This is a genomic window from Ruminococcus sp. AF17-12 (genome assembly GCF_003479245.1).
Classification (GTDB): Bacteria; Bacillota; Clostridia; order Lachnospirales; family Lachnospiraceae; genus Blautia_A; species Blautia_A fusiformis.
Genome location: NZ_QUGY01000006.1, coordinates 170,553 through 193,225, shown reverse-complemented (window position 1 = coordinate 193,225; position 22,673 = coordinate 170,553). Strand labels below are relative to the sequence as shown.

Here is a 22,673-nt window from a genome sequence, read left to right as displayed (position 1 = left end):
TTTTACGCCCTCCTACTTCTCGATTTCTCTGCTGTTGTAAAGTTCCTGCATCTCTGTGATCGGCTTCTGCATGATCTTCTCGATCATATCGTCAAATTTGCCCTCGTGGATCTCTTCCACACGTTTCTCCAGATGCTCGCTTTTCGGCGCAATATATTTTCCGGTGAGACGTCTTGCCAGAAGGCCTACCATCGGATGGGAAATTCCTGCCGGACATCTTACGGAACAGCAGCCGCAGCTTACACAGTCAAAGGATTCCTCTGCACATTTTTCAAGTTCGCCTCTCTGAGCATATGCAATATACTGCATGACATTTAAGTCCTGTGTACAGGCCTTTGTGCAGGCATTGCATCCGATGCAGCTGTAGATCTCCGGATAAAGCTCCATCATTACCTGCTGGTTCGGCTTAAGATCTTCTATATTATAAAGTCTCTTGTCTGTAGGGAAGAACGGGATACTTGCCACATACATTCCCTCCTGCACCTGTGTCTGACAGGCGAGACAGGTTTTCAGCTCATTCTGTCCCTTGATCCTGTAGATGGTCGCACAGGCACCGCAGAATCCGTGTCTGCAGCCGCATCCTCTTTTTAATGTATAACCGGCATATTCCATAGCTGTCATAATGGTCAGATCACCGGGAACGCTGTATTTTTTACCGAAAAAATATACGTTTACCATATTATTTTCCATGTTGGTGTCCTTTCTTTTATCCAAATCGTACGCCATGTGGAACAGCCATCTCACACGTGCCCATCGCAACGCTCTGCTGAACTAAGTACTAACTGCGACTAAGGAGTTCAGGAGAGACTTCACTCCTAAGTCTTCGTAAGTACTGGATTTCAGCGCCGCTAAAACCGCTCCTAAAATGGGCATCTTAGCGAGATGGCTGTTCCACATGGCTGTGTACTGGCTATAACCAGCGCATATATTTGAAAGTTTCTTAAGGTGCAATCTATAACTTAGTACTCATTAGGTAATTCATCAACCTCATCACACCTAAATACCGGGCCGTCTTTGCAGACGTATTTGTCTCCGATGTTGCAGCGGCCGCATTTTCCGACACCGCATTTCATACGAAGCTCCAGTGTGGTATATACCTGATCTCTGGAGAAGCCCAGCTCTTCCAGTCCTGCCAGAACAAATTTGATCATGATCGGCGGGCCGCAGACCAGAGCGGTCTTATTGGTATCAAAACCAATCTCCTTCAGATAATTCGGAACAAATCCCACATGACCGTCCCAGCCTTCCTGCTCGCGGTCAATGGTAAGATATACATTTACACCTTCTGTTTTCATCCATACTTCCTGGATTTCCTTAAGCTGCACCAGATCATCTGCGGAACGGGAACCATAGAGAATATCTACTGTTCCGTAATCCTCACGGTTATCCAGCACATAATTGATCACGGAACGAAGAGGTGCCAGACCGATTCCACCTGCGATGAACAGGAGATTTTTTCCCTTTAACTTATCTTCCACAGGAAAATGATTTCCGTATGGTCCGCGGACTGCGATCTCATCTCCAACCTGAAGGCTGTGGAGATGATCGGTAAGGGATCCGCATTTTTTGATGCTGAATTCCTGATAATCCTTTACAGTAGGAGAAGAAGTAATAGAAAACATACCTTCACTGACACCTGGTGCACAGACCATGGCACACTGTCCTGGCATATGCTCGAAAAGCTTTCCACCCTCCGGTGTTTCCACACGGAAGGTTTTTACATCCGGTGTCTCCTGACGGATATCTGTGATCACGCCAACCTTGGGGATCAGCGTATCCAGTGTATAATTTTTATGACAGGTACATTCACTCATTCTTTTCACCTCCCTGTTTTTCAAAGGCCTTGATGACTTTTACGATATTTAAAGATTCCGGACATTTCTCCACGCAACGGCCGCAGCCAACACAGGAGAACATGCCGTCATTATTTAACGGATAATAAACAAGCTTATGCATAAATCTCTGACGGAATCTCTGCATCTGGCTGGTACGGTTGTTTCCGTGAGCCATCATGGTAAAATCAGAGTACATGCAGGAATCCCAGCAGCGGTAACGGTGAACACCGTGCCCTGTGTCGTAATCCTTAATGTCATAGCACTGACAGGTCGGACATACGAAGGTACAGGTTCCGCAGGCAAGACAAGGCTTGTACAGTTTCTCCCATACAGGAGAATTGAAACGGTCCATATATTCTTCCTGCGCCCATCCTTCCAGTGAAAGATGTGTATATGGAAGAAGCTCGATAATATCACGGATCGCCTTCTTTTCCGCTTCTACCTTTGTCTCATCAGAATCTGCCAAGAGCTCCTTCACAGCTTCTGTCAAAGCATTTCCTTTTTCTGTGAGAGGCTTCCAGAAAAGCTCTCCCTCGATGATCCAGGCTGCAACATCTGCTTCCGGATCTGCAGCGTCAATGCCAAATACTTTACAGAAGCAGCTTTCCTCCGGTTCATGACAGGCAAGCGCTACAATAGTTCCATGTTCTCTTCTTGCCTGGTAAAAAGTATCCACCGGATCCCCAAGGAACACATTGTCGAGAACTTTCACGCCCTGTACATCACAGGCTCTCATTCCGAATACGACAAAATTCTGGTCTTTTAGTGCCTGAGGCTCAATGCTGATATTTTTCCCATCTTTTTTACAGATATAGAGATTTTCACTCTGCGGAAAGAAAGCATCCTTCGGTGATTTCACGGTTTTCAGTGTTTCAAGGGAAACTTCTGCATCCTCGCTCCATGCCTTGAAGTTCACCTGCTCACTTACCTTTACCGGTAAATATAATTCCTGGTCTGCGGCAATTTTCCGGAATAATGCCGGCAGATTTTCTACTGCGATCTTATACATACATTATCCCCTTTCTGCCACGATCCCTGGCTCTACATCCTCAAAGGTAAAGCTGGTAAGCGGACCCTTTGACTCCGCATCCTCGCCTGCCTGATACTCACCGTAAAACGCATCAATATCCTTGATAAACTTACGGTTAAACAGATGAAGGGGAATTCCCTGCGGGCAGACTCTGCTGCACTCGCCACAGTCCGTACATCTTCCGGCTACATGGAAGGCACGAATCACATGGAACATCTTTTCCTCAAAGGAATCCACATTTGCCTTCTGGGCGCTGTCGAACTTGTTGCTGTCAAAAACGCATTTGCGGCAGCTGCAGGCCGGACATACATTACGGCAGGCATTACAGCGGATACATTTACTCAGCTCGCTCTGCCAGAATGCAAATTTTTCTTCCGGACTCATTGCCTCGATCCGCTCAACTTCTGCGAAACGGTCAGCGTCCTTTGTCTCCTTTGACTCACCGATCAGTTCATCGTAAATTTTATGCTCTTTTCCTTTACATACATGGCAGCGTTCCAGCATGGCATCTTTGTATGCACAGGTTTTTTCTCCGTAAACAGTATCCACAGTCAATGTCTCAGCATCTCCGGTAATCTCTGCTCCGGAAATTCCCCGGATACCCTTGATCCCCATTTTGCGGATCTTTTCAATATCCAGCTTTCCTTTACAGCCAACACCTACGATATAGGCTTTTTCTCTGTCTACACGATGCTCTTTCAAAAGCTGGTTAAAGCTATATGTATCGCAGGGCTTCAGACAGACCATGGTTTTTCCTTCCAGCTTGGAAGCTTCGATCATATATTTGCTTAAATTGGCACCGCAGAATCCATCATAGACAAAATCCTCCAGAGATTCCGGTGTTTCAAAATAGGCTGGTTCCGGATTAAAGGCAAGATCTCCGGCTTTCCACCCAAGAACCCGGACTACCGTGCCATCTGCAAGCAGTTCTTTTGCACGTTTTATCAGCTCCTGCATCTTATATCCTCCAATCTCACGTTTTTACCAAGTGAATGGATCTTCTCAACAAACTCATTCATAGTCTGTGAAAATTTCACGCCTTCTGCGGCAGATACCCATTCCACACGTGTTCTTCCGTTTTCCACCCCAATATAATCCAGCATTGAAAACAGAAGTGTCATACGTCTTCTTGCATAATAGTTTCCGGTACTGTAATGGCAGTCTCCCGGATGGCATCCGCACATGATCACACCATCGGCTCCTTTTTCAAAGGCACGGAGGATGAACATGGGATTGACACGGCAGGAACATGGAACACGGATGATCTTTACATCCGCCGGATAGCTCAAACGGCTGCTTCCGGCAAGGTCTGCTCCGGCGTAGCTGCACCAGTTACAGCAGAATGCCACGATCTTTGGTCTGAATTCTTCCTTTGTTTCTATCGACATATTGCATCCACCTCCGCGATAATCTGTCTGTTGGAGAAGCCCTGAAGGTCCATGGCTCCTGACGGGCAGGCTACTGTGCAGGCACCGCAGCCCTGGCAAAGTGCTGTATTGACAACCGCAACTCTTCTTGTCTCACGGATACCGTGATCGTTGACCTGTTTCTCCTCATAGGAAATCGCTCCGTAAGGACATACATTTGCACAGGTAGAGCATCCGTTACAGAGAAGCTCGTCGGATTTTGCCGTACATGGATTGGTTGTCAGCTTGTCCTTTGCAAGAAGCCCTATGGCCTTTACAGCCGCAGCTCCTGCCTGGGCAACTGTCTCCGGTATATCCTTTGGTCCCTGGCATACACCGGAAAGGAAAATTCCTGCTGTCGGTGATTCTACAGGACGAAGCTTTGCATGAGCTTCTGTAAGGAAATTGTTGGTGTCAATACTTGCAGTAAGCATAGTAGCGATCTTACGTACATCCGGATTTGGCTCAATAGCTGTTGCAAGAACTACCATATCTGCTTTCTTAAAGATCTGCTTATTATCAAGAAGATCCGAGCCCTGAACAAGAAGTGTTCCATCCGGCTGCGGAATTACTTTTCCTACCTGACCTTTGATGTAGTTTACGTTATACTGCTCAACTGCTCTTCTGTAAAACTCATCGAAGTTTTTACCAGGTGTACGGACATCAATATAAAATACCGTCACATTGGTATCCGGATATTTATCACGGATCAGCATGGCATGCTTAGCTGTGTACATACAGCAGATCTTGGAACAGTATGGCTTCCCGCGGTCATCGGAGCAACGGCTTCCAACACACTGGATAAATACGATCTCCTTCGGTGCTTTTCCATCGGAAAGGCGCTCAAGATGTCCTTTTGTAGGTCCTGCAGCATTCATGATACGCTCCAGCTCCAGAGATGTGATCACATCCTTGCTCTGGCTATATGCGTATTCATCATATTTGTCAAGCTTGATGGTATCAAATCCGGTTGCCACCACGATCGCTCCGTATTTCTGTGTTACGATCTCATCCTGCTGGTCGTAATCAATGGCTCCTGCCTGACATACTTTGGAGCAGACACCACATTTGCCTGTCTTAAATTTCAGGCAATGCTCTCTGTCGATCACAGGAACATTTGGAATCGCCTGTGCAAACGGAGTATAAATAGCTGACCGGTTGTTCAGCCCTCTGTTGAACTCATTTGGAATCTTTTTGGAAGGACATTTTTCCTGGCAGACTCCACAGCCTGTACATTTGTCCATGTTGACACTTCGCGCTTTTTTGCGGATATCAACAGTAAAATCTCCTACAAAACCTGCAACTTTTTCTACTTCACTGTATGTATAGATATTGATCTTTTCGTGAGCTGCAGCCTCCACCATTTTTGGAGTAAGGATACATGCGGAGCAATCCAGAGTAGGGAAGGTTTTGTCAAGCTGTGACATTCTTCCGCCGATACTTGGTGTTTTTTCCACAATATCAACTTCATAGCCTGCATCGGCAATATCAAGAGCCGTCTGGATTCCGGCGATACCGCCTCCGATGATCAGGGCTCTCTTTGTAACCTGGCTTTCTCCCGGCTGAAGAGGAGCATTTAAATTGACTTTTGCTACTGCTGCTCTTGCAAGGATCACGGCCTTCTCCGTAGCCTCCTGCATATCCTTGTGGATCCAGGAACAGTGCTCACGGATATTTGCGATCTCCACCATATATGGATTCAGGCCGGCCTTTTCCGCTGCTTTACGGAAAGTTGCCTCATGCATACGCGGAGAACAGGAACAGACAACCACTCCTGTGAGATTTTTTTCACGGATGGCTTCCTGGATCCTGGACTGTCCTGCTTCAGAACACATATACTGATAATCTTCTGCATGGACAACTCCTGGCTCTTTTGCAATGATCTCCACAACCTTTTTCACGTCTACCGTAGCGGCAATATTACTTCCGCAATGACAGACAAATACACCGATTCTCTGCACTTTCTCACCTCCTGTATCTTCTGAACGCACTTACAAGCAGCTGCTGAGGAAGCTCCGGATCAAGAAGCTCCGGAATTTCATTTGGTGAAAGATAGTCTCCGCCTTTTTCCCGAACAACCAGCTGTCTTGCCCCGTCAATGATCTTTCCGGGTTTTACGTCTCGCGGACAGCGCTCCACACAGGCAAAACAGGAAAGACATTTCCACAGGGATGCTGAATTTACAAGTGCTTCGATATTTTCATTGATCACGTAGGACACAAACTGATGAGGCTTGATATCCATCTCGTCAAAGGATGGGCAGGTAGCAGAGCATTTGCCACACTTCATACATTTCAGAGGATTGGTCCCGCTGATCTCCTTTATTTTTTCCGCAGCAGAATGGTTATCTCTCATTTTGCCACCTCCTCTTTGACGCCAAGGGCTTCTGCCAGAAGCTCTGTAAAATAGTAAACCGGCATTTTATTTCCGGAATTTTTATTCAGATTGTATTTGCAGAGCGGACAGGCAGTGATCAGCATATCTGCGCCAAAGCCTGCTGCGCTTTCTTCAATCTTTTCACACATATTCTGTGACATTTCTTTTTCTTTCAGGGATATATATCCTCCACAGCATTCATTTCTGTAAGGATAGATCACAGGCTCAGCGCCAAGGGCACGGATAAAATCCTCCATGATCCTTGGATTTTCCGGATCATCAAATGCCATGATCTTTCCAGGTCTCAGAAGCAGACATCCGTAATAGGCTCCGATCTTCTTTCCGGTAAAAGGATTTACTACTTTTTCTTTCAGTTTATCAAAACCGACTCTGTCCCGGAGAACCTCCAGATAATGGAGAACGGTTGTCTCTCCTTCATAGGGAGCTTCCAACTGCATATAATTGTTGGCTCTGGTCCGGATATCTTCCACATTTTTCATATCATCATTGACACGCTTGATCACATGATGACAGGCTGAACAGATCGTCACCAGATCCTGGCCTTTTTCTTTTGCCTGGTTTAACGCACGGACGGAAGAAAGCTTTGTGGCGATCTCGTCTGTGCCAAGCGGATAAACACCACCACAACACTGCCAGTCCTCGATCTCCTCAAGCTCAAACCCAAGGGCTGTGGCACTGGCTCTGGCATACTCATCCAGATCTTTGGCCTTTGTTCTCAGGGTGCAACCCGGATAATAACTGTACTTCATACCTTTCATTATCCTTTCTTAGTCTAAAATCTGACGTTTATAGTAGATATTCTTGTTCATATATTGTCTTTTTTTTAACGATATATGAATAAAAAAATGAAATCTCAACTAACACTTATTTGAGTTTTTTTATCAATTTGCACCCAAATAAAAGAGAAAAACACTCTTCCTCCGCAATTAAGAAGTGTATTAGCTCGATTTCCGAAATCATCATATCATGTTATTTCTGTTTCGACAAGGCTTTTTCGATATTTTTTTGTGTTTTTTTTAACGTACTTTTGAAAAACCTTATCATTTACGATCCTGCTTCCATGATAATTTTCATTTTCGGGCATAAAAAAAGCTCCGGATCTCTCCGAAGCTTTTTTGCTCCTATCAGTAAATAATGATCGGATAACCTGCATCAATGGTGTTATAGATCAGTGCTGCCTGATCCTTAGGCAGATTGATGCAGCCGTGGCTTCCGTTGGTTTTATAACGGTTCCCGCCAAAGGATGATTGCCAGGACGCATCATGAAGTCCCTGTCCGTAGACAAAAGGCATCCAGTAATTAACCTTTACATCGTAACCATATTCATTGCTGGTAAGGTTAAAGGGACTCGCCTTGTAGGCGATCGGCCATGCACCACGATATGTTTCACGCCCCTTCACCGGCTTACCGCTGACAATATCTGTTTCCGTCACAAGGCTTCCGTCCTTATACAGCCACAAATGCTGTGCATCCAGACTGACCTCTATGTAACTGCCTGCCAGATCGTCTGTTCCGTTTCTCTGGTATCCTTTTTTGCTGTAAACAGGCTCTCTTGTTACAGCAGTACCACTTTTCAGGTCTTCCAGAAGCTGCGCATATTCTCCGTCCTGATTGATCCGGTATCCGTACTCATTTCCCTCAATGGTCACATCCGTTCCCGTAGATGTATGAAAAGTGCGGGGAACATAAATGGTATTGTATTTGTTGGCAAGCTCACTGATGTAGGCTTTAATGGCTTCTTCATCTAAAGTCAGCGTCTCCCCCTCAGCCTTCAGCCAGGATGTGATCGTATCGGAATCCAGAACAGCCGTTTCACTTCCGAATGTATAAGTTACTGTACTGCTGCGGTATTTCTTCAGCTGGCTGTTCAGGTCTGTAACCTTATTTTTCATATCCTCTGTTACAGTGACCGTCGGGCTTACATACACATGCTTGTTGATCGGTACTGTGATGGTATCCCCAAGCAGAGCCGTATCAAATGCTGCGTTCAGATTTATGTCCACGGTAGTCTCCAGCTTATCCGGATCGATTTCCGTCCCCTGTACCTGTTTCACAAGGGTGAATTCTTTTTTCTCCTTATCGTACTGAATGGCTGCATCAACAGAAGCTTTTCTTTCTTCCGTACCGAAATTTGAAAGATCGAGAGCCTGCTTTTCCTGCTCCTCATCTTCCTCGATCTGACATTCCGGTTCTATATTTTCTTCCTTTGGAAAAAGCTTCCGGCTCTCTTCCCGCTGTTTCTGAATTTCTGTAAGCTTACTCAGAAGGGCTTCTTCATTGAGACTGTAGCCCAGCTCTTTCAAAGTAGTACTGTAAACTTCCTGATCATTTTCCTGAAAGGATACCGGACGATCTGCAAATTCCGCAGTGATCTTTTCTTCTGCCTGCTTTGCATCCAGTCCGGAAACATCCACTCCCCATATGGAAATCTTCCGTCCCAGCGTATTGTGATCTGCCAAGTATGCATAGACAAATAACCCTGCCACTGCCAGGATCGTTACGCCAATGCAGATTCCAAGTATGATCTTCAGTGTCTTTTTACTGATGGTTGATCTTTTCTCCATACCCTTATCCCTCGAGTCTTATGTAATATATGTTATGTTGTCACACTGGCTGTTATTATAATACAATAAATCCCATTTTCTGTAAAAATGACTTATCCCGGATCCTTCTGATCCGGTAAAAAAAGACAGACTGACGCCTCTGCGAAAATCTGTCTTTCTCATACGTTTCTTTATCTGTTTCTGGCAACAGTATTTCTCTCAGGATCTTCTGCTTCTTATTCCGGCATTACGATCTTGCCTGCAACGGCACAGGCTGCTGCTGTTTTCGGAGATGCCAGATAGATCTGAACCTTGGAAGTTCCCATACGTCCCAGGAAATTACGATTGTTGGTTGCCACGACCTTTTCACCGTCTGTCAGGATTCCGCCGGTCCTTCCGCAGCAAAGTCCGCAACCCGGATGTGTAATGATAGCCCCTGCTTCCGCAAGAGTATCCAGAATGCCAAGCTCAATAGCCTGACGGTAAATTTTGCGGCTGGCAGGAGTCACGATCAGCTTTACAAAGTCTGCAACCTTTTTGCCCTTCAGCACCTCTGCTGCCGCCATAAGATCCTCCAGACGTCCGTTGGTACAGGAACCGATGAATACCTGGTCGATGGTCTCACCCTGAAGCTCACTGACATCACGGATCTTGTCCACCTGAGACGGACATGCCATTACCGGCACAAAATCCTCTGCTTTATAACTTATGGTCTTCATGTAGACAGCATCCTCATCTCCCACAAGACTCTTCTGATAATCATCAAGCTCTACGTTGCAGTAAGCAGCTGTCTTCTCATCCGGTGTGAAAAGTGCACATTTCGCACCGGCCTCAATTGCCATATTCGCCATAGTCATACGGCTTGCCACAGACATATTTTCAATGGTGCTTCCGCAAAATTCCAGAGCACGGTAAGTAGCTCCATCTGCACGAAGGTCACCGATCAGGCGGAGGATGATATCCTTGGACATGACATTCTCCGGAAGTTCTCCGTCGATCACAACCTTTATGGTTTCCGGAACCTTGATCCACATGGTTCCTGTTCCCAAGATGCTGGCCATCTCTGTGTAACCGATGCCGGAAGAAAACGCACCGACACATCCATAAGTCGTGGTATGGCTGTCTGTGCCAAATACAATATTACCGGGTTTAACATAACCTGCCTCAGTCATAAGCTGATGACAGATACCGTCACTTCTGTGTACGTTTTTCATGCCATATTTAGCTGCAAAAGCATCTCCCACATGGAAATGTCTGGTATCATCCTGCTGACTTGCCGGTACAAGATGGTCATAGATCAGAACAACCTTGTCCGAATCCCACAGCTTCTGAAAGCCCATCTCCTCAAATTTTTCCGCTACAAACGGAATAAAGATATCATGGATCATCACTCTGTCCACATTGACCGTCACGATATCACCAGGTTTTACTGCCTTGCCTGTATTATGTCTGATAATTTTTTCAATGATCGTCTCGCCCATTATTTCTCTCCTCTCCGTTTTTTAGTCCAGGCCGTTCAGCTTACGCATGGCTTTTACCAGTCCGCCAGCCTGGATGATATCCATCAGATTCTCCGGAAGAGAAGCGATCGGGTACTGTTTTCCATTGTGCTCTACATGCTCATTCATTACTACCGTAACCTGATCTCCCTCTTTTACATTGTCATGAAGATCCGGCTGCTCAATAAGAAGAAGGCCGTTGTTAATGGAGTTGCGGAAAAAGATCCGGGCAAAAGATTTCGCAATGACACACTGCACACCCAGTGCCTTGATGATCTCCGGTGCCTGCTCTCTGGAGGATCCGCATCCGAAGTTCTTTCCTGCTACAATAATGTCGCCCTTTTGGATCTGTCCGGCCAGCTCCGGACGAAGGGGGCTGAATCCGTACTGTTTCATATCGTCAATGGTTTTCAGTGCAAGGTACTCCGTCGGGATAATGATATCCGTATCAATATCATCACCAAGTACCCACACTTTTCCTGTAAATGCTTCCATATGTATATCTCCTGTTTATTCCGTTCCGTATCATCAGGCAAATGTTTTCTGTCTGCTCTGTTATAAGAACCCACGCCGAAACGGATCATCCTCTGATAATTTCTGAATATATTATTTAAATCTTTTCTGAAACTCTTATACTCTGTCAGCAGTTGCGATCTCACCTGCAACGGCAGATGCAGTAACTGTTGCCGCAGATCCCAGGTAAACCTTGGAGCTCGGATGCCCTGCACGTCCCTTGAAATTACGGGTTCCTGTGCTGATCAGAACCTCATTCTCGCCGATAACACCCTGGCAGCTTCCCCAGCATACACTGCAGTTCGGGTTCATAACAATAGCCCCTGCTTCCATGAAGATATCGATAAGCCCCTCCTTTAATGCCTGACGATAAATGGTCTGGCTTGCAGGAACAACCAGGAAACGAACTCCCTCTGCAACTTTTTTGCCTTTGATCACCTCTGCGCCTACACGGAGGTCTTCAATACGGCCGTTATTGCAGGAGCCAAGGAACGCTTCGTTGATCTTGATGCCGCAGGTTTCCTCAGCCGGAACCACATTGTCAACAAAGTCTGGCTTCGCTACAACCGGACGGACTTTTGAAAGATCAAAGGTATACTCTCTTGCGTAAACAGCATCCGGATCGCTATGATATACCGCTTTTGGCTCACGTCCATGCTCTTTCAGATATTCCAGAGCTTTATCATCAGCCTCAAAGATTCCTGTCTTCGCACCAGCCTCAACAGCCATGTTGCAAAGTGCCATACGGTCGCTGATGCTTAAGGTTCTGGCGCCCTCACCGGTAAACTCCATTGCCTGATAGTTGCAGCCGTTTGCCCCGATCTCACCGATAATGGTAAGGATCAGATCTCTTGCGTAAACACCCTCAGGAAGCTTCCCTGTCAGGTTAAATTTTACGGTTTCCGGAACCATGACCCAGGATGTTCCGGTCACCATTCCGTAAAGGAAATCTGTGCATCCTACACCGGTACCGAAAGCACCAAGTGCTCCGTAGGAACAGGTATGGCTGTCAGCACCGAAGATCAGCTGTCCCGGACGGACATAATTCTCGATCATGATCTGGTGGCAGACACCCTTTCCTTCCCAGAAATCAATATTATTTTCTCTTGCAAAATCTCTCATCTTTTTCTGGGATGCCGCTGTTTTCGGGCTGTCAGACGGTACGTTATGGTCTACGATTAATACCAGCTTCTTTGTATCTGCAATATGAGGATTTTTTAATTTATTGTTGTACATATCAACAGTCAGATGTGTGGTTCCGTCATTGCTCATCAGATGATCCAGTGAAACCGTATAGATATCTCCGGGTTTTACACTGTCCACTCCAGCCGCTGCCGCGATGATTTTTTCTGCGATCGTCATTCCCATCTCTTATTCCTCCTCACGGTTCAGAGAAGCGATAAGGCCGCCCTGATTCAGTATATTCTGCATGTATTCCGGCAGTTTTGTGCAGGAATAAGTCTTACCATTGGCAACAGCAGTTCCCTCGGACATATGAAGCTCCAGGGTATCTCCTGTCTTCACAGCATCCGGGAGATCCTTACAGACAATTGCCGGAAGTCCGATGTTAATGGCATTACGGAAAAAAATACGAGCAAAAGATTTCGCAATAACTGCCTTTACTCCAAGTGCCTTAAGAACACCCGGTGCCTGCTCTCTGGAGGATCCGCATCCGAAGTTCTCTCCTCCAACTACAAAATCTCCCGGTTTAACCTTTTTGGAAAAATCCGGATCCAGTGATTCAAATGTGTGGTCCTTCATTTCATCCAAATTCGGCAGAAGCAGATACTGGGATGCAATGATCTGATCGGTATCAAGGTCATTATGAAATTTAAAAATCGTTCCCTTATCCATAAAACAAGTTCCTTTCTGATCGTTATCCATTTCCGGGTTAACATTCCTCTGTTACCCTTTTCGTCCTATATTCTAACACAAAACGTCATATAATTAAAATGTATATTTTTAATACTTAATATAACTTTAAGTTATAAAGTCATTTCCCTGTGATCAGCGCAAAATATCCCCACTCCCACAGAAGCTCTTCAAAACTGTTCTCAAGATATTCCCGGATATCGTCTTCCTCATATCCGGTCATTCTGGAGATCACTACCATATAATCCCGGAGTGTTTCGTAGGGAAGAGATCCCCGTCCATCTTTCTGCCACCGAAGAAAAACAGCCTGGCGGATGGTGGCATATTCCATACCGATCCACTGCATATGGACCAGGGCATCTTCCAAATCTCCCTCCGGTGTCAGAAGATCTGAATATACTTCGTTGGCAAGAAAGCTCCGGAGAAGGTCTTCATATACACGAAATTTCCGATAAAAATCCTCCCGGGCTTCCACCAGTTCCTCTTCCTCATATTCTTCGGACAATTCCTCCGCAAGTTCCATCACCGGCTCCAGATATTTCCGGTAAAGTCCCTCTTTCCGGTAATTTACAGCCAGGTCCTGCAAAAGTTCATTGCATTCGTCCATGGTATCCAGAACAGGCAGCTCTATTTCATTAATAGCATGTTCCAGTTGGCGAATCGTTTTCTCTGAAAAATAATCTTCCACAAGCTCTGTGGTAAGCGGCATGTTCCAGTGAAGTTCCTTCAGAACATAAAAACTTTCAAGAAGGATTTCCTCCGGTGTTTTTTCAGGATCCATTATAAGATCCATAACCTTCCGGCGCACAAGAAAAAGCGGCTGTTCCTTTTCTTTTGGAGTTTCCGGAAAAGCGATTCTTTTCTTCTCCTTCCAGATGTCCAGGACAGCCGGGCAACAGGGCATCATGGTCGCTTCCTTATGATCCTGAAATTCGTGGATCTCCCTTGGAAAAATCTGGCAGGTCTCTGAAAGCATCGAATCCCCATAAGCACTTACCAGATAGCACAGTCTGTTCTTTGCAAGAAAAGGACAGTCGTGCTCTTCCGTCATCTTCATGATCCGGCTGCCGTCCTTTTTCATGGTATAGGCCTGCAGGCAGCTTCTGTGTCCGGGCACCTCTGACGGCGGCTGGATGGTTTTCCAGTTTCTGTAGGTTTCATCATCTATGTTGATCTTCCATTCCCTGCAGCAGCTGATGGTGCATTTGTCTGCAATACAGGTAAATTCGTCGTAATAATCAGGTTTTAATAATTCCATGTTTCCTCCATATTCTTTATTTTCCAGCTCCAATGTCTCCTGTTTGCAAAATGGACATGAGTTGACCTGTTTTATTTTCCCCGTAAACACAGAAAAGCGGAATTCTATCCGCTTTTTCTGATATTCTGTGTATTCGTTTTTATTCTGCAGTCTCTCCCAGAAGCTGCCTGTGAACTTTCCGCCTTACAAACCAGAAACAGGTCACCTGCATGATGATCGTAAGGATCCAGGATGCCGGATAAGAAATAAACAGTACTTTCAGTGATCTGTGAGCCGGGAAAATTCCGAAAATCCACACAATTCGAAGGCCGACCGTTCCGATAATAGACAGGATCATCGGCACACCAGAGCGTCCCATTCCGCGCAGTGCTCCCGGAAACAGATCCATCTGTCCGCAAAGGAAATAGGTAACTGTGGTATAGACAAGAATCTCCATTCCGCATTGGATAACCTTAGGGTCTTCCGTATAGATCTTCAGAAGCTGCGGACCGAAAAAGTATGCACCACAGCCCATGGCAAAGGATACGACAAAGGACAGGATCATACAGTCAACAAGCACCCGGTCCATACGTTTCGGTTTTCGCACACCATAATTCTGACTGGTAAAGCTCATGCAGGCCTGGGTAACCGAATTCACGGACACATACAGAAATCCAAAAATATTATTGGCTGCTGTATATCCTGCCATAGCAATGGAACCAAAGGAGTTTACAGAAGACTGAAGAAGTACATTGGAAAAATTGATCACTGTACTCTGGATCCCGGCAGGCAGTCCCACCTGGAAGATCTGCTTCAGGTACTCTCCCTTTATGGACAGTTTTGAAAAACGCAGCTGATAGCTTCCCTCTGTCTGATACAGACACCGAAGGACAAGAATGCAGGAGATCAGCTGAGAGATCACCGTTCCGATTCCCACACCGGCCACGCTTAAATGACACACGATCACGAAAAACAGATTCAAAAGCGCATTGGCACAGCCGGAAATGATCAGAAAGACCAGCGGCCGCTTGGTATCTCCCACAGCACGCAGGATCGCCGCACCATAGTTATACAGCATAAAAAACGGCATTCCCAGGAAATAAATACGCATATAAAGAGTAGAAAGATCGATCACATCGTCCGGTGTATCCATCAGTTCCAGGCAGATTCTGGCAAAGATCACTCCCAGAACTGCCATGATGATCCCGCTGATCAGAGCCAGCAGGATCGATGTATGTACTGTTTCTGACATTTCTTCATCCTTACCGGCAGCATAAAATCTGGCTGCCAGCACATTGGCACCAAGAGAAATCCCGATAAAAAGGTTGGTAAACACATTGATCAGTGCGGTAGTGGAGCCTACTGCCGCCAGCGCCTCACTTCCGCTGAAACGTCCCACTACCACGATATCCACTGCATTGAACATCAGCTGCAGGATACCGGACAGCATCAGCGGCAGTGAAAACGAAATCAGCTTGTCCATGATCGATCCATTACACATATCGATCTCATACTTGTTTTTTTTCACGATTTCATCCCCCATGTTCATACTTACATAAGAATATTATAGCACCTTTCATCGGAAAGCTACAATGAAATATTTTTATGGAGAATATGCAGCGGCTGCATAAAATACGCAGCCGCACAGTAACGTGTGTTTATCATTTCACTATCTTTCCAGGAGTCCTGCATCACGAAGGTTTGCAAGAAGTGCATTAAAATCCTCCACAATATCATCTACCGTTGTTGCATTTCCAACAGCAGCTGCCGGGGTTACTGTTCCGGCAGGGCCGGTGGCTCCTGTTGCTCCTGTTGGACCTGCTGGACCCGTGGCTCCGATCGCACCAGCCGGACCTGTTACCCCCGTCGTTCCCGCTGGACCCGTGGCTCCTGTTGCTCCTGTCGCTCCCGTTGCTCCCGTCGGACCTGTTACTCCTGCAGGACCGGTGGCTCCTGTTGCTCCCGTCGGACCGATGACTCCCGCTGGACCCGTTGCTCCAGCCGGGCCCGTGGCTCCCGTATATCCCTGTATTCCCGGTTCCCCCTGCGGTCCCTGAGGACCCATAGGACCCGGAACTCCCGGACAGCCTCTGGGACCGGTTGGTCCTGTAGGTCCCACAGGGCCTGGGCAGCCTCTTGTTCCACATCTGTCACATCCACAGGAACTATGATTTCCATAACAGGACATACAGGACAAATCCTCATGACTGTCCTGCTGCATTTCCATTTCCTTACGTTTTCGATGCCTGAACAGCATTCTTCGATCACCTCATAGGAAAATAACTTTCCCTACAGTATATGACAACAGCTTTTACCTGTGCATAGGATCCCCGCAAGCTTGTACCCTGCCAGGAAAAATATAATAAAGATATCTTTTCTTTTATACCAGACCATATTTTTCCCAGAAATATTTCTGGTCATACAATACTCCCGGATCTTCCGGCTTCAGTCCCTTCGCTTTCTTATGAAAAAAGAATGCCTGCTCCGGACATCCCATCTTATCATAACAAACGCAAAGCTGCATATATGGCACAAATCCATGACACTCAGCCATAAAAAATCCACATTTTTTCTTATCTGACGGCACAGTAAGCGCCTGCCCATACCAATAGCCAGCCTGTCTGGGAAGCTCTCTTTCCAGAAAAATCTTTCCGACCTCACAACAGATTTCCGCCCTCGGCACATCCATAGTCAGACTGTACAAAAAAGCTTCCAGTGCGGACTTTTTCTCTCCCATTTTCCGGTAGCACTGTCCAAGTACAAAACAGGCATCGATCTTATTTTCCAGCCATCCGGACGGATTTTTCAGGAACTCCACCAACACAGCCTCTGCCTCCGGATATCGCTGATGATAATACAGTTCTCTCCCATAATAAAGCTGATGTCTGGGTTCCAGCTTTTCTCCTCCTGCCAGCATTTTTTCATAAATGCGGAGATTACGGTCCGGATCACCTTTTCCACATTTCCGGTGCCGGATCACCACATCTGAATAGATGATGTTTCCCTCCGGAATCACAGTTTCATGAACTGCCCCATTCCATCTGAAATTTCTGGATGTTTTCATTATCCGCTCCCGAAAATAAGAAAATGTTGTTCTCCCGCTCTGGTCAAACCCTGCCGCATATTCCATCATTACAACATCTGTTCCGGGATCCAGAGTTTCTTTAAGACTCTTCAGTTTTTCCAGATTTTCTTCATCCAGGACATCATCCGCATCCAGCCACATCCAGTAATCGGTGCGGACTTTTTCCAGAAGAAAATTACGCGGAGCAGAAAAATCATCACACCAAGGAAAATCAAACACCTGCGACGTATACTGCTCCGCGATCTCTTTTGTTCTGTCTGAAGAACCGGTATCTGCGATCAGGATCGCATCCATCACCTGAGAAACCGGCTTCAAGATCCTATCAAGAACTGCTTCTTCATTTTTTACGATCATACATAGACTGAGGGAAATCATATTTCAGGATCCTTCGGATTTTTATAATATTTATGCCGTTCCCGTCAGTCCTATGCCTTCTGTCAGTGTACAGCTTCTACTTTCGGATAAAGCTGAACTCATCCTCATATCACCAACTGTGGTATATCCTCTATATGTTCTGCAAGACGATCTGCTCCGTTCAGCTCCCCGCTCTCACCATATCCATACAGGCATCCTATAAATGGGCTTTTGCAGGCTCTGGCACATTCCAGATCCTGCCTCCTGTCTCCGACCACCAGATAAGGGCCTGTATATTCCCGGATGATTTCCTGCACAATTTCTGTCTTTGGACGGAATCCATACGATTCGCAGTCATAAAAATGATCGAACCATCGTTCCATCCCAAATTCCTTCCAGTGCGCCTCACGATAGGAAGCTTTACAGTTACTTAAGATCACAAGATGATATCCCCGGTTCTTCAAGGCTGTAAGCATCTCCTCTGCTCCCGGATACCACACTGCCTTATGCTTCCTGATCTGTCTGACCATCAGTTCTCCTACCATCCTGCTCGCCTGCTCTTTATAGCTCTGATCCAGCTCCGGCAAAAATGTATTCCACATCTCCTTACTGTTAAATCCCAGCCAGCCGGCAATTTCCGCCGAGCCTATCTCCCGTTCTTCTGCAGCCTTCTGTTCTGTCAGCCACTGATAGGTTTCACGAAATGCCGGTTCATAGATTCCAATGGTATGATGGATCGTTCCATCATAATCGAATATGATTGTTTTTGTCATCATTTATTTCCCTATCTATTAGAGCTGCTTCATCAGATTGACCATCTCGATCGCAGATAACGCACAGTCATAGCCTTTATTTCCCGCTTTGCTTCCTGCCCGCGCAATAGCCTGCTCGATATTCTCAGTCGTGATCACTCCGAATAAGACCGGGATCCCTGTTGCAAGTTCAACCTGTGCGATCCCCTTGGCAGATTCATTGCACACCAGATCATAATGTGAAGTATCTCCACGAATGACAGCTCCCACGCAGATAACTGCATCATATTTTCCTGACTGTGCCATTTTCTGTGCTGTAAGCGGAATCTCAAATGCTCCCGGCACCCATGCTGCAGTAATATTCTCTTCTTCTACTCCATGTCTTACCAGTCCGTCGACTGCCCCTCCCAATAATTTATTCACAATGATCTCATTGAATCTCGCTGCCACGATACCAACCTTCATTCCCTCCGGTGCTACTACTTTTCCTTCTACTAAATTGATCTGTCTCATTTTTTCTTCCTCCTGCTATTTGCTGTTTTTTATAAATTTATTTCTTTAAAAATATGACCCATCTTTTCCTGCTTCGTCTTCATATACTTCCGGTCATACTTTTGTACCGGAATCTCCAATGGTACTCTCTCATTGATCTTCAACCCGAATTCGCCAAGCCCATAGACTTTATCCGGGTTATTGGTCAGTAATCTTAATGATTTCACACCAAGGTCTGACAGTATCTGTGCCCCAACCCAGTACTCTCTGAGATCCGGTGCAAACCCTAACTTCACATTAGCCTCCACGGTATCATATCCCTGTTCCTGAAGCGCATAGGCTTTGATCTTATTGATCAGTCCGATCCCTCTGCCTTCCTGTCTCATATACAGAATGATCCCTCTGCCTTCCGCCTCTACCTGGCGCATCGCTGTCTGCAGCTGCAGGCCGCAGTCACATCTGAGCGATCCGAATGCATCTCCTGTCAGGCACTCCGAATGTACACGGCAAAGCACATCCTCACCATCTCCTAGATCACCTTTTACCAGTGCCAGATGATGCTCTCCTGTAATGTCATTGATATAGCCATACATTTTAAAATCACCGTACTGCGTTGGGAGGTTTGCAGCTGCTTCCTCCTTTACATGCTTTTCATGTATTCTTATATAATCCTGCAGATCACGGATCGTAATAAATGTAAGGTTATGCTCTTTTGCCATTTCCCATAGCTGTGATGTACGCATCATAGTGCCATCTTCTTTCATAACTTCACAGCACACGCCGCATTCTTTCAGTCCGGCAAGTCTCATAAGATCTGTTGTTGCCTCCGTATGGCCATTTCGTACCAGAACCCCGCCTTTTCTGGAAATAAGCGGAAACACATGTCCCGGTCTTCTGAAATCCTCCGGTTTTGACTGATCATCCACACACTTCATAATGGTATAGGAGCGTTCTGCCGCAGAGATACCGGTGGTTGTATCTGCGTGATCCACTGCCACGGTAAATGCTGTACTGTGATTGTCCGTGTTCTCAGCAACCATCGGCGGAAAATTCAATCTCGCCGCAATTTCTGCACTCATCGGTGTACAGATAAGACCCTTTGCATAAGTCGCCATGAAATTAATATTTTCCCGGGTCGCAAACTCTGCCGCACATATCAGATCTCCCTCATTTTCTCTGTCCGGATCATCTGTGACCAGAACTATTTTTCCTTCCTTAAGATCCCTAAGTGCCTCTTCAATTGTGTTGTACTGATAATTTTGTGACATAGTGTATATCCTCCTGTTCTAAAACCCGAATTCTTCAAGAAACTCCATCGTAATTCCGGATTCTTTTTTCTCTTCTTCATTTTTTCTGATGCCAAGCAGTTTTTCTACATATTTTCCGATCACATCATTTTCCAGATTAACCAGATCCCCCGGCACCTTTTCCAAAAGGGTGGTTTCTTCTCCTGTATGTGGAATGACCGACACCTGAAAACCAGCTTCATCAACCCTTGCAACTGTCAGGCTGATCCCATCAATACAAACGGATCCTTTTTCCACGATCAGATGCAAGATCTGTGGCGATGTCTCAATTGATACCCAGATGGCATTTTCTTCCCGGAGCATGGAACGTATCACTCCAGTCCCATCAATATGGCCGCTTACTATGTGTCCCCCGAACCTGCCATCTGCAGCCATTGCACGTTCCAGGTTTACCTGGCTTCCAGCTTTGCAACTGCCAAGACTGCTTCTTCTGATCGTCTCTGCCATCACATCGGCAGTAAATCCGTCCGGCTGGATCGACGTAACTGTCAGACACACACCATTCACAGCAATACTGTCACCGATTCTTGTCCCTTCCAGGACTTTCCGGGCTTTCACTGCCAGGATCCCTGATTCTCCTGTCAGCTGTATATAACGGACTTTTCCTTTCTCTTCTACGATTCCTGTAAACATGATTCCTCCTGTTTTTTCTCACACACCTGACATCTTATCCGGATGTCCTCACCAATCTGGCAGATATCTGTATATTTCAGTTCCACTGCTTCAGACGGGAATTCAACTCCGATACCTTCTACCGGTGTCTTCCCGGCCACACCGCCAAACAGCTTTGGTGCCACAAAAGCCTGTACTTCCTTTACAATTCCGGCTCGCAGGGCACTGTCATTTAACGTACCGCCTCCTTCCAGGAGAATACTGTCAATGCCTTTGCTTCCAAGATCTGTCATCAGCTTCTTAAGGTCTATCTGATTCTTTTCATCCGGACAGTAAATGGTCTCAACTCCCATGGTATGTAATATTTTTATTTTTTCTTCTGTATTTTTCTGATCTGCATAAGCCACGATCGTCCGGTACTTTTCCGCACTTTTTACGATCTGACTGTCCGGCGGGATTCTGAGCTTACTGTCGCACACAATCCTGACAGGACTTTTCCATCCTTCTACCCGGACGTTTAACATCGGATCATCTGCAAGCACAGTTCCAATGCCTGCCATAATTCCCATGTACTGATGCCGCATATGCTGTACTTCTTTTCGTGCCGCTTCTCCTGTGATCCATTTTGATGCTCCTGTCTTCGTTGCGATCTTCCCATCCAGTGTCATGGCATACTTCATCACTACATAAGGAGTCTTCATAGTAATATAATGAAAAAACACCGGATTCAGCTGATCACATTCTTCTCTCATAAAATCTTCAACTACTGTTACACCGGCTTCCCTTAACATCTGTACACCTTTTCCCGCCACTTTCGGATTCGGATCCCGGGAACCGATCACCACTTTTCTTATCTTCTGTTCAATGATCGCTTCCGTACATGGAGGTGTTTTTCCATGATGACAGCAAGGCTCAAGCGTAACATAAATCACCGCACCTTCTGCTGATTCTGTAAGAGAAGCAATAGCATTACGTTCTGCATGAAGTTCTCCATACTTTTTATGATAGCCTTCCCCGATGATCCTTCCGTCTTTTACGATCACTGCCCCTACCATCGGATTGGGATTCGTCCAACCTTCTCCTTTTTTAGCCAGCTGGATCGCTCGAAGCATATATTCCTGATCAGTCATTTCTATTCCTTCTTTCTTATTCCTGTTCTTTGTCTAGAGCGTGTTTGAAAAAGGCTTTCTGCAAGATGTGCGTCACAATTTGTGGGAGATTTTGTCCGGATGAAGGCGCCGTAGCGGGCTACGGCAACTGAATTCGGGCAAAATATACCGCAAAGTGGGGCGTGCAGATTGCAGGAATGATTTTTCAAACACGCTCTGGTACGCCGAAGCTTTTAGACCTGTGCAATCAGATTCACAGACAAGTGAATAGTATAGTTATTTCGAAAACGATGTACCAGATACAAAAAAAGCCTGCAGAAATATCTGCAGGGTGGAATTGATCTGTTACATCTGATCGATAAATGAATGTCTGATTTCCTATATAAAAAGCTCTGAAATGGATCACCATCTCAGAGCTCTGATACTACATTCATTCATACAAAAATCAACTGTACTATCATCTTCTTCCATCCAGACTGTACTGTCGGCCCCGGAATCTCACCGGATCATGCCTCTCGGCTCGCGGGCTCTACCGCCGGTAGGGAATCACACCCTGCCCTGAAGATATCTTTTTGTTTATTTTAATACTTTATCTGTTATTTGTAAAGCGGAAATTTTTTATTTAAATTC

At 46.0% G+C, this 22,673-nt stretch carries 22 protein-coding genes, 2 pseudogenes and 1 riboswitch; of the genes and pseudogenes, 1 reads left to right on the top strand and 23 read right to left on the bottom strand.

What is annotated here, in order from left to right; genetic code table 11:
* Positions 1-12 precede the first annotated feature (12 nt).
* The 23 genes and pseudogenes from DWW77_RS08835 to DWW77_RS18510 all read right to left on the bottom strand — a co-directional run.
* Positions 13-726, bottom strand: coding sequence for a 2Fe-2S iron-sulfur cluster-binding protein (locus tag DWW77_RS08835; RefSeq protein WP_330383239.1), 714 nt, complete (start codon positions 724-726; stop codon positions 13-15).
* A 233-nt stretch (positions 727-959) separates the two neighbouring features.
* A complete protein-coding gene (locus DWW77_RS08830) occupies positions 960-1,814 on the bottom strand; it encodes an FAD/NAD(P)-binding protein (protein WP_118608537.1) in 855 nt (284 codons plus the stop codon).
* Positions 1,807-2,844 carry a 4Fe-4S dicluster domain-containing protein gene (locus DWW77_RS08825; RefSeq protein WP_118608536.1) on the bottom strand — a complete coding sequence of 346 codons (1,038 nt, stop codon included), beginning with the start codon at positions 2,842-2,844 and terminating at the stop codon, positions 1,807-1,809. Before DWW77_RS08825 ends, DWW77_RS08830 begins: the two co-directional genes overlap by 8 nt.
* Before the next feature lie 3 nt (positions 2,845-2,847).
* The gene (locus DWW77_RS08820) at positions 2,848-3,822 is read right to left on the bottom strand and encodes a 4Fe-4S dicluster domain-containing protein (protein WP_015524687.1); all 975 of its coding nucleotides are present in this window, start codon (positions 3,820-3,822) and stop codon (positions 2,848-2,850) included.
* Positions 3,810-4,253 (bottom strand): hydrogenase iron-sulfur subunit, encoded by a 444-nt coding sequence (locus DWW77_RS08815; RefSeq protein ID WP_015524686.1) that lies wholly within the window; start codon positions 4,251-4,253, stop codon positions 3,810-3,812. Before DWW77_RS08815 ends, DWW77_RS08820 begins: the two co-directional genes overlap by 13 nt.
* Positions 4,244-6,232, bottom strand: coding sequence for a CoB--CoM heterodisulfide reductase iron-sulfur subunit A family protein (locus DWW77_RS08810; protein ID WP_059085575.1), 1,989 nt, complete (start codon positions 6,230-6,232; stop codon positions 4,244-4,246). Before DWW77_RS08810 ends, DWW77_RS08815 begins: the two co-directional genes overlap by 10 nt.
* A gap of 4 nt (positions 6,233-6,236) precedes the next feature.
* The gene (locus DWW77_RS08805; protein WP_015524685.1) at positions 6,237-6,626 is read right to left on the bottom strand and encodes a 4Fe-4S dicluster domain-containing protein; all 390 of its coding nucleotides are present in this window, start codon (positions 6,624-6,626) and stop codon (positions 6,237-6,239) included.
* Positions 6,623-7,417, bottom strand: coding sequence for a CoB--CoM heterodisulfide reductase iron-sulfur subunit B family protein (locus DWW77_RS08800; protein WP_022426047.1), 795 nt, complete (start codon positions 7,415-7,417; stop codon positions 6,623-6,625). Before DWW77_RS08800 ends, DWW77_RS08805 begins: the two co-directional genes overlap by 4 nt.
* Before the next feature lie 375 nt (positions 7,418-7,792).
* A complete protein-coding gene (locus tag DWW77_RS08795) occupies positions 7,793-9,232 on the bottom strand; it encodes a L,D-transpeptidase family protein (protein ID WP_118608535.1) in 1,440 nt (479 codons plus the stop codon).
* A gap of 215 nt (positions 9,233-9,447) precedes the next feature.
* Positions 9,448-10,692, bottom strand: a complete 1,245-nt coding sequence (locus DWW77_RS08790; protein WP_118608534.1) for a 3-isopropylmalate dehydratase large subunit — start codon at positions 10,690-10,692, stop codon at positions 9,448-9,450.
* Positions 10,693-10,713: 21 nt separating this feature from the next.
* Positions 10,714-11,205, bottom strand: coding sequence for a LeuD/DmdB family oxidoreductase small subunit (locus DWW77_RS08785; protein WP_015524680.1), 492 nt, complete (start codon positions 11,203-11,205; stop codon positions 10,714-10,716).
* 135 nt (positions 11,206-11,340) lie between these two features.
* Positions 11,341-12,591 (bottom strand): 3-isopropylmalate dehydratase large subunit, encoded by a 1,251-nt coding sequence (locus tag DWW77_RS08780; protein ID WP_114002618.1) that lies wholly within the window; start codon positions 12,589-12,591, stop codon positions 11,341-11,343.
* A 3-nt stretch (positions 12,592-12,594) separates the two neighbouring features.
* A complete protein-coding gene (locus DWW77_RS08775; RefSeq protein WP_330418275.1) occupies positions 12,595-13,107 on the bottom strand; it encodes a LeuD/DmdB family oxidoreductase small subunit in 513 nt (170 codons plus the stop codon).
* A gap of 109 nt (positions 13,108-13,216) precedes the next feature.
* A complete protein-coding gene (gene fliB / locus DWW77_RS08770) occupies positions 13,217-14,353 on the bottom strand; it encodes a flagellin lysine-N-methylase (RefSeq protein WP_059086870.1) in 1,137 nt (378 codons plus the stop codon).
* A gap of 139 nt (positions 14,354-14,492) precedes the next feature.
* On the bottom strand, positions 14,493-15,860 hold the full coding sequence (locus tag DWW77_RS08765) for an MATE family efflux transporter (RefSeq protein WP_330490070.1): 1,368 nt from the start codon (positions 15,858-15,860) through the stop codon (positions 14,493-14,495).
* Positions 15,861-16,001: 141 nt separating this feature from the next.
* The gene (locus DWW77_RS18615) at positions 16,002-16,589 is read right to left on the bottom strand and encodes a collagen-like domain-containing protein (protein ID WP_118608532.1); all 588 of its coding nucleotides are present in this window, start codon (positions 16,587-16,589) and stop codon (positions 16,002-16,004) included.
* Between the two features lie 123 nt (positions 16,590-16,712).
* Positions 16,713-17,771 (bottom strand): tetratricopeptide repeat-containing glycosyltransferase family 2 protein, encoded by a 1,059-nt coding sequence (locus DWW77_RS08755; protein ID WP_353616929.1) that lies wholly within the window; start codon positions 17,769-17,771, stop codon positions 16,713-16,715.
* Positions 17,772-17,896: 125 nt separating this feature from the next.
* Complete coding sequence (locus tag DWW77_RS08750; protein WP_174087829.1) at positions 17,897-18,544, bottom strand: HAD family hydrolase; 648 nt, start codon at positions 18,542-18,544, stop codon at positions 17,897-17,899.
* An 18-nt stretch (positions 18,545-18,562) separates the two neighbouring features.
* Complete coding sequence (ribH, locus tag DWW77_RS08745) at positions 18,563-19,027, bottom strand: 6,7-dimethyl-8-ribityllumazine synthase (protein WP_436286269.1); 465 nt, start codon at positions 19,025-19,027, stop codon at positions 18,563-18,565.
* A 38-nt stretch (positions 19,028-19,065) separates the two neighbouring features.
* Positions 19,066-20,283 carry a bifunctional 3,4-dihydroxy-2-butanone-4-phosphate synthase/GTP cyclohydrolase II gene (locus tag DWW77_RS08740; protein ID WP_118515669.1) on the bottom strand — a complete coding sequence of 406 codons (1,218 nt, stop codon included), beginning with the start codon at positions 20,281-20,283 and terminating at the stop codon, positions 19,066-19,068.
* Between the two features lie 18 nt (positions 20,284-20,301).
* Complete coding sequence (ribE, locus tag DWW77_RS08735) at positions 20,302-20,955, bottom strand: riboflavin synthase (RefSeq protein WP_004844978.1); 654 nt, start codon at positions 20,953-20,955, stop codon at positions 20,302-20,304.
* On the bottom strand, positions 20,937-22,064 hold the full coding sequence (ribD, locus tag DWW77_RS08730) for a bifunctional diaminohydroxyphosphoribosylaminopyrimidine deaminase/5-amino-6-(5-phosphoribosylamino)uracil reductase RibD (protein ID WP_021977314.1): 1,128 nt from the start codon (positions 22,062-22,064) through the stop codon (positions 20,937-20,939). The genes ribE and ribD overlap by 19 nt, the downstream gene beginning before the upstream one ends.
* A 2-nt stretch (positions 22,065-22,066) precedes the next feature.
* Positions 22,067-22,192 (bottom strand): annotated as a pseudogene (locus DWW77_RS18510) (DUF6783 domain-containing protein); the annotation flags it as partial.
* Between DWW77_RS18510 and DWW77_RS18505 the strand changes: the two are divergent.
* A pseudogene (locus DWW77_RS18505) lies at positions 22,142-22,384 on the top strand (DUF6783 domain-containing protein). The pseudogenes DWW77_RS18510 and DWW77_RS18505 overlap by 51 nt on opposite strands.
* 114 nt (positions 22,385-22,498) lie before the next feature.
* A riboswitch (FMN riboswitch) is annotated at positions 22,499-22,613 on the bottom strand.
* Positions 22,614-22,673: the final 60 nt, after the last annotated feature.

Excerpts from the sequence above, each read along its gene's own strand:
- DWW77_RS08835 (WP_330383239.1), bottom strand. The coding sequence starts at position 726 with ATGGCGTACGATTTGGATAAAAGAAAGGACACCAACATGGAAAATAAT.
- DWW77_RS08830 (WP_118608537.1), bottom strand. The coding sequence starts at position 1,814 with ATGAGTGAATGTACCTGTCATAAAAATTATACACTGGATACGCTGATC.
- DWW77_RS08825 (WP_118608536.1), bottom strand. The coding sequence starts at position 2,844 with ATGTATAAGATCGCAGTAGAAAATCTGCCGGCATTATTCCGGAAAATT.
- DWW77_RS08820 (WP_015524687.1), bottom strand. The coding sequence starts at position 3,822 with ATGCAGGAGCTGATAAAACGTGCAAAAGAACTGCTTGCAGATGGCACG.
- DWW77_RS08815 (WP_015524686.1), bottom strand. The coding sequence starts at position 4,253 with ATGTCGATAGAAACAAAGGAAGAATTCAGACCAAAGATCGTGGCATTC.
- DWW77_RS08805 (WP_015524685.1), bottom strand. The coding sequence starts at position 6,626 with ATGAGAGATAACCATTCTGCTGCGGAAAAAATAAAGGAGATCAGCGGG.
- DWW77_RS08800 (WP_022426047.1), bottom strand. The coding sequence starts at position 7,417 with ATGAAGTACAGTTATTATCCGGGTTGCACCCTGAGAACAAAGGCCAAA.
- DWW77_RS08795 (WP_118608535.1), bottom strand. The coding sequence starts at position 9,232 with ATGGAGAAAAGATCAACCATCAGTAAAAAGACACTGAAGATCATACTT.
- DWW77_RS08790 (WP_118608534.1), bottom strand. The coding sequence starts at position 10,692 with ATGGGCGAGACGATCATTGAAAAAATTATCAGACATAATACAGGCAAG.
- DWW77_RS08785 (WP_015524680.1), bottom strand. The coding sequence starts at position 11,205 with ATGGAAGCATTTACAGGAAAAGTGTGGGTACTTGGTGATGATATTGAT.
- DWW77_RS08780 (WP_114002618.1), bottom strand. The coding sequence starts at position 12,591 with ATGGGAATGACGATCGCAGAAAAAATCATCGCGGCAGCGGCTGGAGTG.
- DWW77_RS08775 (WP_330418275.1), bottom strand. The coding sequence starts at position 13,107 with ATGGATAACGATCAGAAAGGAACTTGTTTTATGGATAAGGGAACGATT.
- fliB (WP_059086870.1), bottom strand. The coding sequence starts at position 14,353 with ATGGAATTATTAAAACCTGATTATTACGACGAATTTACCTGTATTGCA.
- DWW77_RS18615 (WP_118608532.1), bottom strand. The coding sequence starts at position 16,589 with ATGCTGTTCAGGCATCGAAAACGTAAGGAAATGGAAATGCAGCAGGAC.
- DWW77_RS08755 (WP_353616929.1), bottom strand. The coding sequence starts at position 17,771 with ATGATCGTAAAAAATGAAGAAGCAGTTCTTGATAGGATCTTGAAGCCG.
- DWW77_RS08750 (WP_174087829.1), bottom strand. The coding sequence starts at position 18,544 with ATGACAAAAACAATCATATTCGATTATGATGGAACGATCCATCATACC.
- DWW77_RS08740 (WP_118515669.1), bottom strand. The coding sequence starts at position 20,283 with ATGTCACAAAATTATCAGTACAACACAATTGAAGAGGCACTTAGGGAT.
- ribE (WP_004844978.1), bottom strand. The coding sequence starts at position 20,955 with ATGTTTACAGGAATCGTAGAAGAGAAAGGAAAAGTCCGTTATATACAG.
- ribD (WP_021977314.1), bottom strand. The coding sequence starts at position 22,064 with ATGACTGATCAGGAATATATGCTTCGAGCGATCCAGCTGGCTAAAAAA.